Below are 14,642 nucleotides of genomic sequence, written 5' to 3'. Positions count from 1 at the left end.
CCCCTGGCCGAACTGATCAAGGATCTCTTTGGGGATGGACGGTAGCGCTGGCGCTACCCTCTTGGGCTTGTTCAACTTGCTTGGCATACATGCTCCTGTCGTCATGCTATGCCCTGAACACAAAATTTCTGACAGTCTCCCCGGCTCCCGCCCTTGGCAAAAGCATGCAGCAAGCACGGCAAGCACGGCAAGCACGGGCAGCACCGCCATCGGTAGATACATTCTGAAATAAACCGAAACTGCCCCGAGACCCCCAAAAAACCGCCCAGGCGCACCATAAGCCCATGTTCAACACCGTCCATGAAAGGACTGCACCATGAAACCCTGGATCCAAAAAACCCTGGCCGGCGTGTTCGGCGCCACCATCGTCCTGGGCGGTCTGACCGCTTGTGCAGGCGGCCACCGCCACGGCGAAATGGGCCCCGAGAAGACCGCCGAGATCCGCGGCAAGGTCGTCAACCGCGTGAGCAGCAAGCTCGACCTCAATGACGCGCAGAAGGCCAAGCTCAACGCACTGGCCGACACCCTGCAGGCCCAGCGCGCCGCGTTCAAGGGCAAGACGCCCGACCCGCGCGCCGAGGTGCAGGCCATCGTCGCCGGTGCCACCTTCGACCGTGCCCGAGCCCAGGCCCTGATGGAAGAAAAGACCCGTGCCGTGCAGACCGCCAGCCCCGAGGTGATCGCCGCCATGGCCGACTTCTACGACAGCCTGAACCCCGATCAGCAGCAAAAGGTGCGCGACATGATGAACAAGCGTGGCCACCGGGGCGGCTGGATGGCCCACGGCTGAGCGCAGGAAGGAGAGCCACGCATGTCCCCCGCACTGCAACCCATCCACACGCTGACCGAGCGCGTGCGCCTGCATGGCCCCCAGTTGCTGGCGGGCCTGCCGGACCCCCATGACGAGCTGATGTCGCTGGTCTGGGGCCCCCGCTTCGACCGCGAGCACGCCATGGGCCTGCTGGCGCGGCAGCCCGAGCATGCCGCCCTGACGCTGCCAGCGTTGCTGGACGCGGCCGACCGCTTCGACGCCCTGCACACCGGCGCCAAGCACCGCCTGCGCCAGTTGATCGTGCGCCACCGCGCGCTGGGTGGCGCGCTGGACAGCTGACCTTCTTAGAATCGGCCATGCACCGGATCCTGCTCATTGATGACGACGCACAGCTCGGCCCCCCGCTGGCGACCTATTTCCAGCGCTTCGAGCTGGAGCTCACGCATGCGCTCAGGCCCAGCGAGGGGCTGACGCAGCTCGCGGCGGGCGGCTTTGATGCCGCCATCCTCGACGTGATGCTGCCCGAGATGGATGGCTTCGAGCTGTGCCGCACCATCCGCAAGCAGGGGGATCTGCCCATCGTCATGCTCACCGCGCGCGGCGACGTGATGGACCGGGTGGTGGGGCTGGAGCTGGGCGCCGACGACTACCTGCCCAAGCCGTTTGAACCGCGCGAATTGGTCGCGCGCTTGCAAACGGTGCTGCGCCGGCGGCGCAGCGACGGGCCAGGTAATGGGCAGGGCCAGGGGCCGCTGGAATTCGAGGGCCTGCACATCGATGCCGCCCGCCGCAGCGTGCTGCGCCAGGGCGTGGCGGTGGAGCTGACCGGTACCGAATTCGACCTCTTGCACCTGCTGGCGCGCGAGCCGGGCCGCGTGTTCAGCCGCGACGATATCCTCAACCAGCTGCGCGGCCACGAGGCCGAGCTCTACACCCGTGCGGTGGACATCGTGGTCAGCCGCCTGCGCAAGAAGCTCGAACCGCTGGACTGCATCAAGACGCTGCGCAACGCCGGCTACTCGCTGGCCCTGCGGAAGGCGCAGCCATGAGGCGCTGGGGGCAACGCGGCGCGGCCGATGTGACCGGTGCACCGCCGGCCCCGGGCGGGCGCCGCGGCTGGTGGCGCCACCACCATCGCCATCACCATGGCGAGGACGGCCAGCCTTGCCCCTGGCACCGGCGTGCGCGCGACGCCGTCGGGCATTCGCTGCGCATCCGCCTGGTGCTGCTGTTCCTGGTGCTGGCCTGCATGACCACCATCACCTTTGTCGGCGGCGTGCAGAAGGCCTTGTCGGTGGGCTGGCGCGAGGCGGCGCGGCCGCTGCTCATGGACTATGTGGACCGGCTGGCCGGCGAGATCGGCAGCCCGCCCAGCGTGGAGCGCGCCCAGGCCATCGTGCAGCGCCTGCCGATCCACCTGCGCATCGAGGGGCCGGTTGTCAACTGGGTCTCGCACCCCGACATTCCGCGCCCTGACTGGATGCGCGACAAGGACAAGGCCAGGGACAAGGACCGGCCCGAGCGGCACTGGCTGGGCGACAGCGACGATGGCCACCGCCTGCTGCAGCGCACGACGGCAGACGGCCACTCCATCGAGTTCGGCCTCAATGCCATGACCTGGGAGCAAAAGCCGCGCGTTGCCTGGGTCACGCTGTCGGTGCTGCTGCTGCTCACGGGGCTGGCCTATGTCTACATCCGCCACCTGCTGCGGCCGCTCGATGACATCCGCCGCGGCGCCCGGCGCTTTGGCGAGGGCGACTTCGGCGAACCCATTCCCGTGCGCCACGCCCACCGCCCCGATGAACTGGGCCAGCTGGCAGCCACCATCAACACCATGGGTGACGACATCCACCAGATGCTGGAGGCCAAGCGTGCCCTGTTGCTGGCCATGAGCCACGAGTTGCGCAGCCCGCTGACCCGTGCGCGCCTGAACACCGAGTTGCTGCCCGAAGGCCCTGACGTGGGGACCCAGCGCGAGGCGCTGATGCGCGACCTGGGGGAGATGGCGCACCTGATCTCCGACCTGCTGGAAAGCGAACGCCTGGCGGGCCGCCATGCCGCGCTGCACCGCGAGCCCACCAACCTGCCCGAGCTTGCGCGCGAGGTGATCACTGAACTGGAGGCGCGCCACGACTGCGCCGACGACATCGTGGTCATCGCCGACCCGGCCCTGCCCGTGCTGGCGCTGGACCGGGGGCGCCTGCGCCTGGTGCTGCGCAACCTGCTGGACAACAGCCTGCGCCACTGCGAGCCCACAGCCTCGCCGCCCGAGCTGCACCTGCGCAGCACCGCCACCGGCGTGGAGCTGGAGGTGCGCGACCATGGCCCCGGCGTGCCGCCCGAGCACCTGGCGCGCATGGCCCAGGCCTTCTACCGCCCCGACGTGGCGCGCCAGCGCGCCACGGGCGGGGTGGGCCTGGGGCTGTACCTGTGCCGGCTGGTGGCGCAGGCGCATGGCGGGCAGTTCGAGCTGCGCAATGCCTCGCCGGGCCTGTCGGTGCGCATCACGCTGCCGGCCGAGCCTGCACAGGTGACGCCTACCAAGGGGTGAACTACCGGGAGGCCGATCCGGGCGCGGTCATCGCGTCGCGCTGCTGCGCAAAGGCAGCTTTCGCGATGCGCGCGAACAGGGCCGAGCGCGGGTTCTCGTGCCCCTGCCGGCCCGGGGTGGCCAGCACCACCGATTGCGGGGCGAGCGGCCCGCGCAGGCGGCGGCAGGCAATGCGCTTGCCGTCATAGCTCCAGTCGCGCGCCGGCCGCGTGGTGAGCAGCGACACCCCGAGGCCATTGGCCACCAGCGAGCGCACCATCTCGATCGACGGTGTCTCGTACGCGATGCGCGGCGCCACACCGGCCTGGCGGAACAGCGAGAGGAAATACTCGCGGCTGTGCGGCAGGTTGATGAGGACGAAGGGCTCCTGCGCCAGGGTGGACAGCGCGAGGCTGCTGCGCCCGGCCAGCGCATGGCCTGCGGGCAGCAGTGCATAGGGCACGAAGGAGGTGACGGCCTCCAGCCGCACGGCGCGTGCCAGTCCCAGGTCGTAGAGCAGGGCGGTGTCCAGGGCGCCGCGCTCCAGCTGCTGCACCAGGGTCTCGGTGTCGGCCTCGTGCACCTCGATCTCGACCTGCGGGTGCTTGGCGCGCATGCGCACCAGGATTTCGGGCAGGTAGCGCGGCGCCAGCGTGGACAGGCAGCCCACGCGCAGCAGCCCGGCCTCTTCCTCGCGCCGCGGGCCTTCGAGGGCGCGGGCCTTGTCCAGCAGCACCTGGGCCTCGCGCTGGCGCTGCCGGCCGGCGGCCGTGAGGTCCAGGCCGCGCGCGTGGCGGCGCACGAACAGCACCTCGTCCCACAGCGATTCCAGGTCGGCAATGGCCTTGGAGATGGAGGGCTGCGACACGCTGAGCGCGTGCGCGGCCCGCGCCGCGCCGCCGTGCTGGGCTGCGGCCACAAAGTATTCGAGCTGGCGCAGGCTGATATTGATCAAGATGGTTGATCCAATGTATCAAGATTGAATATTTTATTTTTGATGCAGGAATGGGCAACCATGGGAACTCCCGATCAGCCCACGGAGTTCCTTGCCATGACTGCAACCACCCGCCCGCTCGACGGCGTGCGCATCCTCGACTTCAGCCGCGTGCTCGCGGGCCCGCTGTCCACGGCCCTGCTGGCCGACCTGGGCGCCGAGGTCATCAAGGTCGAGCCGCCCACGGGCGACGACTACCGCCACATCGGCCCCATGCGCGAGGGCATGAGCAGCCTGTTCACGGCGCTCAACCGCAACAAGAAAAGCCTGGTGCTCGACCTCAAACACCCCGATGCGGCGCAGACCATCGCGGCCCTGGCCGCCACGGCCGACGTGGTGGTCGAGAACTTCCGCCCCGGCGTGGCCGAGCGCCTGGGCGTGGGCCCCGAGGCCTTGCGCCGCGTGAACCCCAGGCTGGTGTACGTGAGCGTGTCGGGCTTTGGCCAGACCGGGCCGCTGGCCCACCTGCCGGCCTACGACATCATCGTGCAGGCCATGAGCGGCCTGATGGAGTCCACGGGCGAGCCGGGTGGTGCCCCGACCATGGTGGGCGAGGCCGTGTCCGATGTCATCGCCGGGCTGTTCGCCTCCTGGGCCACGCTGGCTGCGCTGCTGCAGCAGCGCCGCACGGGCGAGGGCCAGCATGTGGACGTGGCCATGTTCGACGCCACGCTGGCCTTCCTGGTCACCGGCGTGGGGCGCTACCTGTTCACCGGCCAGAGCCCGCAGCGCAGCGGCAATCGGCATGCGTTCTCGGCGCCGTTCGGTGTCTACCGCGCGCGCGACGGGCATTTCGCGCTCGCGGTGCTCAACCACAAGCTGTTCGCATCGCTCGCGCAGCTCATTGGCGAACCCGGGTTTGCGCAGGACGCGCGCTTTGCCAGTGACGAACTGCGCCATGCCAACGAGCCTTTGCTGGCAGCCGCCATCGAGGCCTGGGCCGGGCAGTTGCCGGTGGCCGAGGTGGTGGCCGCGCTGGAGGCGGCGGGCGTGCCCGGCGGGCCACTGTGGACCACCGCCCAGGCGCTCGAATCCGAGCAGGGCAGGGCGCGCGGCCTGCTGCGCGAGGTGCACGACCCGCGCCTGCCCGGCTTGCGCGTGCCCACCCAGCCCGTCAAGTTCGGCGGCGCTGCGCCCAACCGGGCCGAGCCCGCGCCCGCGCTGGGTGAGCACACCGATGAACTCATGGACGCGCTGCTGCACTGCGGTGGCGAGCGACTTGCCGCATTGCGAGAGGCGGGGCTCTTCGGCCCCGTCTGATTTCACCCATTCCACAAGGAGCTTTTTCATGAACCCGATGAACCGTCTGGGTGTGACCCCCGAGGACCAGGGCGTTGCCGACGCCGTGGCCCGTTTTGCCCGCGAGGTGCTGGCGCCGCGCGCCCGCGAGATCGACGAGGCAGCCCTCTCCGTCACCTGCCACGTACCGCAGCTGGCCGCGCTGGGCGTGATGGGCATGAACCTGCCCGAGCACCTGGGCGGTGCAGGCGTCACGCCCACGGCCATGCTGCTGTCGCTGGTGGAGATATCGCGCGCCTGCGCCGCTACCTCGTCGATGATCGGCGCGCACTACCTGGGCACCGATGCGCTGCTCATCGGCGGCAGTGCCGAGCAGCACCAGCGCTTTCTGCCGCGCGCGGCCAGCGGCGAATGGCTGGCGGGCTTTGCCCTCACCGAGCCGCGCGGCGGCTCGCACCCGGCCGACATGCGCACCCGGGCCGTGCGCGAGGGCGACCACTACCGCATCGACGGCGTCAAGCACTTCATCTCCAACGCCCGCGAGGCGCAGTTCCTGGTGGTCTTCGCCAAGACCGATGCCGATGCGGGCGCACGCGGTGTCAGCGCCTTCGTCGTGGAAACCGCTACGCCGGGCATCAGCGTGTCCTCGCCCGAAAAGCTCATGGGCATCCAGGGCGCGCATGCGTTCGAGGTCGCATTCGATGGCGTGCGCGTGCCGGCGGCCAACCTGCTGGGCGCCGAGGGAACAGGTTTCAAGATTGCGATGAAGGTGCTGGACAACAGCCGCCTGGACGTGGCCGCCACGGCCCTGGGCATTGCCGAGGCGGCGATTGCGGACGCCACGCGCTGGATGAAGGAGCGCCTGGTCGGCGGCGAGCCCCTTGCCGGCAAGCAGGGCCTGCAGTGGATGCTGGCCGACATGAAGCTGCGCCTGGAGGCATCCTGGGGCCTCACGCTGCAAGCGCTGGCGCTGCGCCAGGCGGGCCAGCCCTTCACGCTGCAGTCGGCCATGGCCAAGCTGCATGCCTCCGAGATGGTGGGCTTTGTCGCCGATGCGGCGCTGCAGATCCATGGCGGTTATGGCTATACGCGCGAGATGCCGCTGGAGCGCTATGTGCGCGATGCACGCATCCTGCGCATCTACGAAGGCTCGTCGGAGGTGCAGCGCAACATCATTGCGCGTACCCTGCTGGGTTGATGGCCTGCAGTGCACCTTTCTGGTGCGATGTGGTGGGCCGGCACTGGCCCGCAATTTGCTAAATTCCCGGGCCGGTGAAGCACCGGTCAGCGCCCATGCCGGGCCTGTCGATGGGAGGGCCTTGCGGGCGTTCCCAAGCGGCGGGAAGCAGGGCGGTTTCTTGGGCCCTTGAGGGCGGTTTCCTAGCGTTAACCCTGTATAGACAGGTACGATAGAGCCACCATCATCGAACCCAGGGAGCACGGCCTGCTTCCCTCCGGATGAACAAAAGTACTTTTTTCCCCTACAGGAGCTGATGATGAGCCGAACGGTTGTGAAGATGGCGTCGCTGGCAGCGGCGGTTGCATGCGTGGTGGGGCTGGCCGCACCGGCCCAGGCCCAGGAAACCAAGATTGCCTTGGGCATGTCCGGCTGGACGGGCTTCGCCCCGCTGACGCTGGCGGACAAGGCCGGCATCTTCAAGAAGAACGGCCTGGACGTGGAACTGAAGATGATCCCCCAGAAGGACCGCCACCTGGCGCTGGCCTCCAAGGCCATCCAGTGCGCGGCCACCACGGTGGAAACCCACGTGGCCTGGAACACCAACGGCGTGCCCATCGTGCAGATCTTCCAGATGGACAAGTCCTACGGCGCCGACGGCCTGGCCGTGCGCAACGACGTCAAGAGCTTTGCCGACCTCAAGGGCAAGTCCATCGGCGTGAGCGCCCCGGGTACGGCCCCGTACTTCGGCCTGGCCTGGATGCTGTCCAAGAACGGCATGAGCCTCAAGGACGTGAAGATCGTCTCGCTGGAGCCCCAGCCCGCGGCCCAGGCCTTCGTGTCGGGCCAGAACGACGGTGCCATGACCTACGAGCCCTACCTGTCCACCGTGCGCGCCAACCCCGCTGCCGGCAAGATCCTGGCCACGACCATCGAGTACCCCATGGTGATGGACACTGTGGGCTGCGACCCCACCTGGCTCAAGGCCAACGCCAAGGCGGCGCAGGCGCTGACCAACTCGTACTTCGAAGCCCTGGAGATGATCAAGGCCGACCCCGTCAAGTCCAACGAGATCATGGGCTCGGCCGTCAAGCAGACGGGCGAGGCCTTCGCCAAGTCCTCGGCCTTCCTGCGCTGGCAGGACAAGGCGGCCAACCAGAAGTTCTTCGCGGGTGAGCTCAGCGCGTTCATGAAGGACGCCGGTGCCATCCTGCTGGAGGCTGGCGTGATCCGCAAGGCGCCCGAGAACTTCCCCGCGATGTTCGACGACAGCTTCATCAAGTAAGCAGTAACCAAAAGAGGATAGAACCATGAGTCGCGTGATGGGTGTTGCACCTTCGCTGGAGCCAGAGCGGCCGCGCCGCCGGGCCCTGGCCCCGCTAGAACCTGTGAGCACCCGCACGCGGCTGGTCCTGGGGGTGGCGTTTTTCATCCTGTTCTTCGCCGTCTGGGCCGTGTTCACGCTGGGGGGCTTCGTGTCGCCCACGTTCCTGGCCAGCCCCATCACCATGGCCAAGGAAGGCTGGCTGCTGTTCACCGAGTTCGGCTTTCTGCACGACATCGGCATGACCGTGTGGCGCGTGCTGGGCGGCTTCATCCTGGCGGCGGTCATCGCGGTGCCCCTGGGTATCGCGATGGGCGCGCACAAGGGGGTGGAGGCGTTCCTCGAGCCCTTCGTCTCGTTCTGCCGCTACCTGCCGGCCTCGGCCTTCATCCCGCTGCTCATCCTGTGGGCGGGCCTGGGCGAGCTGCAAAAGCTGCTGGTGATCTTCATCGGCTCGGTGTTCCAGATCATCCTGATGGTGGCCGTCATCGTCGGCAATGCCCGCAAGGACCTGGTGGAGGCGGCCTACACGCTGGGCTCCAGCCCCACCGGCATCGTGCGCCGCGTGCTGATCCCCGGTGCCGCACCCGACATCGCCGAGACCCTGCGCCTGGTGCTGGGCTGGGCCTGGACCTATGTGATCGTGGCCGAGCTGATCGGCTCGTCCTCGGGCATCGGCCACATGATCACCGACAGCCAGGCGCTGCTCAACACCGGCCAGATCATCTTCGGCATCATCATCATCGGCCTCATCGGGCTGGTGTCGGACACCGTCTTCAAATTCGTCAACCGCCGTCTGTTTGCATGGAGCGCCCTGCGATGAGCCCGCTGCTGTCCATCCAAGGTGTCTCGCGCACCTTCGTCAGCCCCAAGGGGCAGACCACCCAGGCCCTGCTTCCCGTGGACTTCGACGTCGCCGAGAACGACTTCGTGACCATTCTCGGCCCCTCAGGCTGCGGCAAGTCGACCATGCTGCGCATCGTGGCCGGGCTCGACCACCCCACCGAAGGCCGCGTGCTGCTGGGCGGGCGCCCCGTGGAAGGCCCGGGCGCCGACCGCGGCATGGTGTTCCAGAGCTACACGCTGTTCCCCTGGCTCACCATCGAGCAGAATATCCGCTTCGGCCTGCGCGAGCGCGGCATGCCCGAGGCGCATCAAAAGGAGCGCGCCGCCTACTTCATCGCCAAGGTGGGTCTGCGCGGCTTCGAGCAGCATTTCCCCAAGCAGCTGTCGGGTGGCATGCAGCAGCGCACGGCCATTGCCCGTGCGCTGGCCAACGACCCCAAGATTTTGCTCATGGACGAGCCCTTCGGCGCCCTGGACAACCAGACCCGCGTGCTCATGCAGGAGCTGCTGCTGGGCATCTGGGAGGCCGAGCGCAAGACCGTGATGTTCGTGACCCACGACATCGACGAGGCCATCTTCATGGCCAACCGCGTGGCCGTGTTCAGCGCCCGCCCGGGCCGCATCAAGACCGAGCTGGCCGTGGACCTGCCGCACCCGCGCCATTACACGATCAAGACCTCGCCCGAGTTCATGGACCTCAAGGCGCGCCTGACCGAAGAGATCCGCGCCGAATCCATGGCCGCGGACGCCCACTGAGCCGACCGGGTCGATTCGTCACCATGCCTGCCGCTTCAACCGCCCGCACCCGCCCCAAGGCTGCACCCCAGCCCGAGACGTCGGCGCTCGCCCTGTACCAGCAGATCAAGGACCACATCGCGCGCAAGATCCAGGACGGCTCCTGGAAGGCCGGCGACCGCCTGCCGTCCGAGAACGACCTGGTCACGCAGTTCGGCATGTCGCGCATGACCGTGAACCGCGCGCTGCGCGAGCTGGCAGAGCAGGGCCGCATCGTGCGCGTGGCCGGCGTGGGCAGCTTCGTGGCCGAGGACAAGCCCCAGTCCACGCTGCTGCAGATCGCCAACCTGGCCAGCGAGATCCGCCAGCGCGGGCACCACTACCGCTGCAAGGTGCTGACCGTGGAGCGCGTCTCGGCCACCATGGAAGTGGCGGCGGCGCTCGACATGCGCACCGGCGAGTCGGTGTTCCACGCCGTGTGCGTGCACCTGGAAGACGGGCTGCCCGTGCAGCTCGAAGACCGCTACGTGAACCCGCGCGTCGTGCCCCAGTTCGCGCAGCAGGATTTCACGCTGCTGCAGCCCTCGGAGTTCCTGGTGCGCAACGTGCCTTTCGACCAGGTCGAGCATGTGGTGGACGCGGTGCTGCCCACGCCCGACCAGGCCCAGTTGCTGGAGATGGACCCGGCCCAGCCGTGCCTGCTGCTCACGCGGCGCACCTGGAGCCGGGGTGTGCCCGTGACCATGGTGCGCTGCCTGCACCCGTCATCGCGCTACCGGTTGGGCAGCCGCTTCCGAGCGGACGGCAACCCCGTTTTCGAGTGAGTCTGCCCTGGCAGCCTTCCATTTTTTCGCTTGTGCCAACTTGTATATACAGGACTAACCAATGACCACTGCAAACTCCAAGACCCTGGTGCTGCGCCCCGGCCACGTGAGCCTTGCCGAACTGCGCCGCGTCAGCGCCGGCGGCCTGCGCCTGGCGCTCGATCCTGCGGCCCTGGCCGGCATGCAGGCCTCCGAGGCCACCGTGCAGCGCATCGTGGACGAAGACCAGGTGGTCTACGGCATCAACACCGGCTTCGGCAAGCTGGCCAGCACCAAGATCGCCCATGACCGCCTGGCCGAGCTGCAGCGCAACCTGGTGCTGTCGCACAGCGTGGGCACGGGCGAGGCGCTGCCCGACCCCGTGGTGCGCATGGTGCTGGCCACCAAGGCCGTGAGCCTGGCGCGTGGCCACTCGGGTGTGCGCCCCGCGCTGGTCGATGCCCTGTTGGCGCTGGCCAATGCCGATGTGCTGCCCGTGATCCCGGCCAAGGGCTCGGTCGGCGCCTCGGGCGACCTGGCGCCGCTGGCCCACCTGGCCTGCGTGCTGATCGGCGAAGGCCAGGCCAAGGTCGATGGCAAGGTGGTCGGCGGCCGCGAGGCCATGGCCGCCGTGGGCCTGGCGCCCTTCGTGCTGGGCCCCAAGGAAGGGCTGGCCCTGCTCAATGGCACGCAGGTCTCCACCGCGCTGGCGCTGGCCGGCCTGTTCGGAGCGGAGAGTGTGCTGGCCGCCGGCCTGACCTCGGGCGCACTGTCGCTCGAGGCCATCAAGGGCTCGGTCAAGCCCTTCGATGCGCGCATCCACGAGGCGCGCGGCCAGGCCGGCCAGATCGCCGTGGCGGCCGCCGTGCGCGCGCTGCTCGAAGGCAGCGAGATCGACCCCTCGCATCCGAACTGCGGCCGCGTGCAGGACCCGTATTCCATCCGCTGCGTACCCCAGGTCATGGGCGCCTGCCTGGACAACCTCACGCATGCCGCGCGCGTGCTGCGCATCGAGGCCAATGCTGCATCGGACAACCCGCTGGTCTTCACCGACACGGGCGAGGTGATCTCGGGCGGCAACTTCCATGCCGAACCCGTGGCCTTCGCGGCCGACATCATCGCGCTGGCGGTGTCCGAGATCGGCGCGATTTCCGAGCGCCGCCTGGCGCTGCTGCTGGACACCGGCCTGTCCGGGCTGCCAGCCTTTTTGATCCGCGACAGCGGCGTGAACTCGGGCTTCATGATTGCCCAGGTCACGGCCGCCGCGCTCGCGGCCGAGAACCAGTGCCTGGCCCACCCGAGCAGCGTGACCAGCCTGCCCACCTCGGCCAACCAGGAAGACCATGTCTCCATGGCCACCTATGGCGCGCGCCGCCTGGGTGAGATGGTGCGCAACACCGCCGTGATCGTGGGCATCGAAGCCATGGCCGCGGCCCAGGGCATCGACTTCGAGCGCGTGCCGGCACCTGGCGCCACTGCAACCCCCTGGCTCAAGAGCTCCGTGCTCGTCGAAGCGCAACTCGCTGCCATCCGCCAGCGCGTGGCCTTCCTGGAGCAGGACCGCTACCTGGCGCCCGACATCGAGGCCATGCGCCTGTGGGCGCTCGAATCGGCCTGGCCCGCACCGCTGACCCAGTGCCTGCCCAGCCATATCTGAGTTTTACCTGTCCATCCGCTTTCTTCGCACCCATTGACCAGGAGATCACCATGAACGCCAACGACGCCATCATCGCTGCCGCCTCCGCTGCTTCCATCACCGACCCGCGCCACGATGCCTCGCGCGTGGTCCGTGCGCCGCGCGGCACCGAGCTGACCTGCAAGAACTGGCTTACCGAAGCCGCCTACCGCATGATCCAGAACAACCTGGACCCCGAGGTGGCCGAGCGCCCGCAGGACCTGGTGGTGTACGGCGGCATCGGCCGTGCCGCACGCAACTGGGAGTGCTTCGACCAGATCCTGGCCTCGCTCAAGGACCTGAACGAGGACGAGACCCTGCTCGTGCAGTCAGGCAAGCCCGTGGGCGTGTTCAAGACCCACGCCAACGCACCGCGCGTGCTGCTGGCCAACTCCAACCTGGTGCCCAAGTGGGCCAACTGGGAGCATTTCAACGAGCTCGACCAGAAGGGCCTGTTCATGTACGGCCAGATGACGGCCGGCAGCTGGATCTACATCGGCAGCCAGGGCATCGTGCAGGGCACCTTCGAGACCTTTGTCGAGGCCGGCCGCCAGCACTACGGCAACGACCTGTCGGGCAAGTGGATCCTGACCGCCGGCCTGGGCGGCATGGGCGGCGCACAGCCCCTGGCCGCCACGCTGGCCGGCGCCGTGTCGCTCAACATCGAATGCCAGCAGAGCAGCATCGACTTCCGCCTGCGCACGCGCTATGTGGACAAGCAGGCCAGGGACATCGACGATGCCATCGCCCTGATCCAGCACCATACCGAGCGCAAGGAAGCCGTCTCCATCGCCCTCTTGGGCAATGCGGCCGACATCCTGCCCGAGCTGGTGCGCCGCGCCAAGGCCGGCGGCATCAAGCCCGACCTGGTGACCGACCAGACCTCGGCCCACGACCTGGTCAACGGCTACCTGCCCAGCGGCTGGACCGTGCCCGAGTGGCAGGCCGCCATGAAGGACCCGGCGCGCCACGCCGCCCTCAAGGCCGCCGCCGCCAAGAGCTGCGCCGTGCACGTGCAGGCCATGCTCGACTTCCAGGCCATGGGCATCCCCACGGTGGACTACGGCAACAACATCCGCCAGGTGGCCTTCGACGAAGGCGTGAAGAATGCCTTCGACTTCCCGGGCTTCGTGCCGGCCTATATCCGTCCCATGTTCTGCGAGGGCAAGGGCCCGTTCCGCTGGGTGGCGCTGTCGGGCGATCCGGAAGACATCTACAAGACCGACGCCAAGATCAAGGAACTGTTCCCGAACAACAAGCATACGCACCGCTGGCTGGACATGGCGCGCGAGCGCATCAGCTTTCAGGGCCTGCCGGCGCGCATCTGCTGGCTGGGCCTGGGCGAGCGCCACCTGGCGGGCCTGGCCTTCAACGAGATGGTAAAGAACGGCGAGCTCAAGGCGCCCATCGTGATCGGCCGCGACCACCTCGATACCGGGTCGGTGGCCAGCCCCAACCGCGAGACCGAGAGCATGAAGGACGGCACCGACGCCGTGAGCGACTGGCCGCTGCTCAACGCCCTGCTCAACACCGCGGGCGGTGCCACCTGGGTCAGCCTGCACCACGGCGGCGGTGTGGGCATGGGCTACTCGCAGCACTCGGGCATGGTCATCGTGGCCGACGGCACCGATGCCGCGGCCGAGCGCCTGGCGCGCGTGCTGGTCAACGACAGCGGCAGCGGCGTGATGCGCCATGCCGACGCCGGCTACGACTTGGCCGTGTCCACCGCGAAGAAGCAGGGCCTGAAGCTGCCCATGGTGCGCTGATCTTTCTGGAGGCCAGCGACATGCCTCGGAGCGCACCCTTGACCCCTGCGGCCGTGCCCACCGCCGACCGGGTGCTGCAGGTGCTGGCCGTGCTGGCCCAGCAGGGCAAGGCCCTGTCGGCGGCCGAGCTCATGGAGCGCACGGGCCTGGCACGCAGCACGCTGTACCGCCAGCTCGCGCGGCTCAAGCGCTGGGGATTCGTGCTGGAGAGCGATGGTTTCTACGCGCCCGGCCCGCTCAGCCTGCAATTGGCGCTGGGCTTCGACCTGGCGTCGCACCTGGTGCGCCAGGCCCGGCCCGACATGGTGGACCTGGCCCAGCAGTCGCAGGAGAGCGTGGGCCTGATCGTGGCCGTGAACGACCAGGCCATCTGCCTGGACATGGTGGAGAGCCAGCATTCGCTGCGCTGCTCGTTCGAGAAGGGGCGCAGCGTGCCCCTGCGGGCGGGCGCCTCGGCCAAGTGCGTGCTGGCCCACCTGCCCGAAGGCGTGCGCTCTGCCGTGCTCGATGGCCTGTGGGGCGCGGGCACGCCCGAGCGCCAGGCCGCACAGCAAGAGAGCGATGCCATCCGCAAGGCGGGCTTTGCCACCAGCGCGGGCGAGGTGGACGCGGGCGTGTGGGGTTGCAGCGTGCCCTTGTTCGGTGCCTCGCGCCAGTCCGTGGGTGCCATCACCCTGATGGCACCGATCGTGCGTGCCAGCGGGCAGGAAGAAGCCCTGATCCGCATGGCCGTGGTGGCCGCGGCGCGTATTTCGCGCCAACTGGTTTTGCATTGACATGA

General features: G+C 68.6%; 14 protein-coding genes. 13 read left to right on the top strand and 1 reads right to left on the bottom strand.

The genetic code is table 11. From position 1 onward, the window contains the following. Window positions 1-316: 316 nt before the first annotated feature. Genes ACK59X_RS30130 through ACK59X_RS30115 form a run of 4 tightly spaced genes read left to right on the top strand, consistent with a single transcriptional unit; the run spans window position 317 to window position 3,323 of the window. Window positions 317-790, top strand: a complete 474-nt coding sequence (locus ACK59X_RS30130) for a Spy/CpxP family protein refolding chaperone (RefSeq protein WP_409962414.1) — start codon at window positions 317-319, stop codon at window positions 788-790. A 21-nt stretch (window positions 791-811) separates the two neighbouring features. Then, window positions 812-1,111 (top strand): hypothetical protein, encoded by a 300-nt coding sequence (locus tag ACK59X_RS30125; RefSeq protein WP_184863849.1) that lies wholly within the window; start codon window positions 812-814, stop codon window positions 1,109-1,111. A gap of 17 nt (window positions 1,112-1,128) precedes the next feature. Continuing rightward, window positions 1,129-1,821, top strand: coding sequence for a response regulator transcription factor (locus tag ACK59X_RS30120; RefSeq protein ID WP_409962412.1), 693 nt, complete (start codon window positions 1,129-1,131; stop codon window positions 1,819-1,821). Continuing rightward, the gene (locus ACK59X_RS30115) at window positions 1,818-3,323 is read left to right on the top strand and encodes an ATP-binding protein (RefSeq protein ID WP_409962410.1); all 1,506 of its coding nucleotides are present in this window, start codon (window positions 1,818-1,820) and stop codon (window positions 3,321-3,323) included. Before ACK59X_RS30120 ends, ACK59X_RS30115 begins: the two co-directional genes overlap by 4 nt. A gap of 1 nt (window position 3,324) precedes the next feature. Here ACK59X_RS30115 and ACK59X_RS30110 read toward each other — a convergent pair whose 3' ends face one another. Further along, window positions 3,325-4,257, bottom strand: a complete 933-nt coding sequence (locus ACK59X_RS30110) for a LysR substrate-binding domain-containing protein (RefSeq protein ID WP_409962408.1) — start codon at window positions 4,255-4,257, stop codon at window positions 3,325-3,327. 96 nt (window positions 4,258-4,353) lie between these two features. On the opposite strand from ACK59X_RS30110, the gene ACK59X_RS30105 reads away from it, so the two are divergent. The 9 genes from ACK59X_RS30105 to ACK59X_RS30065 all read left to right on the top strand — a co-directional run bounded on the left by ACK59X_RS30105 (window position 4,354) and on the right by ACK59X_RS30065 (window position 14,637). After that, complete coding sequence (locus ACK59X_RS30105; protein ID WP_409962406.1) at window positions 4,354-5,556, top strand: CaiB/BaiF CoA transferase family protein; 1,203 nt, start codon at window positions 4,354-4,356, stop codon at window positions 5,554-5,556. 28 nt (window positions 5,557-5,584) lie between these two features. Next, a complete protein-coding gene (locus ACK59X_RS30100; RefSeq protein WP_409962404.1) occupies window positions 5,585-6,733 on the top strand; it encodes an acyl-CoA dehydrogenase family protein in 1,149 nt (382 codons plus the stop codon). Between the two features lie 298 nt (window positions 6,734-7,031). Beyond that, a complete protein-coding gene (locus tag ACK59X_RS30095; protein WP_409962402.1) occupies window positions 7,032-7,997 on the top strand; it encodes an ABC transporter substrate-binding protein in 966 nt (321 codons plus the stop codon). Window positions 7,998-8,022: 25 nt separating this feature from the next. Next, entirely contained in the window at window positions 8,023-8,859 is an 837-nt protein-coding gene (locus ACK59X_RS30090; protein WP_184863835.1) for an ABC transporter permease, read from the top strand. Next, on the top strand, window positions 8,856-9,638 hold the full coding sequence (locus ACK59X_RS30085) for an ABC transporter ATP-binding protein (protein WP_409962400.1): 783 nt from the start codon (window positions 8,856-8,858) through the stop codon (window positions 9,636-9,638). The genes ACK59X_RS30090 and ACK59X_RS30085 overlap by 4 nt, the downstream gene beginning before the upstream one ends. 23 nt (window positions 9,639-9,661) lie before the next feature. After that, entirely contained in the window at window positions 9,662-10,441 is a 780-nt protein-coding gene (hutC, locus tag ACK59X_RS30080) for a histidine utilization repressor (RefSeq protein WP_409962398.1), read from the top strand. A gap of 61 nt (window positions 10,442-10,502) precedes the next feature. Continuing rightward, a complete protein-coding gene (gene hutH / locus ACK59X_RS30075) occupies window positions 10,503-12,077 on the top strand; it encodes a histidine ammonia-lyase (protein ID WP_409962396.1) in 1,575 nt (524 codons plus the stop codon). Window positions 12,078-12,127: 50 nt separating this feature from the next. Next, a complete protein-coding gene (gene hutU, locus ACK59X_RS30070) occupies window positions 12,128-13,861 on the top strand; it encodes a urocanate hydratase (RefSeq protein ID WP_409962394.1) in 1,734 nt (577 codons plus the stop codon). Between the two features lie 20 nt (window positions 13,862-13,881). Then, a complete protein-coding gene (locus tag ACK59X_RS30065) occupies window positions 13,882-14,637 on the top strand; it encodes an IclR family transcriptional regulator (RefSeq protein WP_409962392.1) in 756 nt (251 codons plus the stop codon). Window positions 14,638-14,642 lie beyond the last annotated feature (5 nt).

Source organism: Acidovorax sp. (assembly GCF_046339755.1).
Taxonomy (GTDB): Bacteria; Pseudomonadota; Gammaproteobacteria; order Burkholderiales; family Burkholderiaceae_C; genus Acidovorax.
This window is presented reverse-complemented; position numbering and strand designations above follow the sequence as displayed.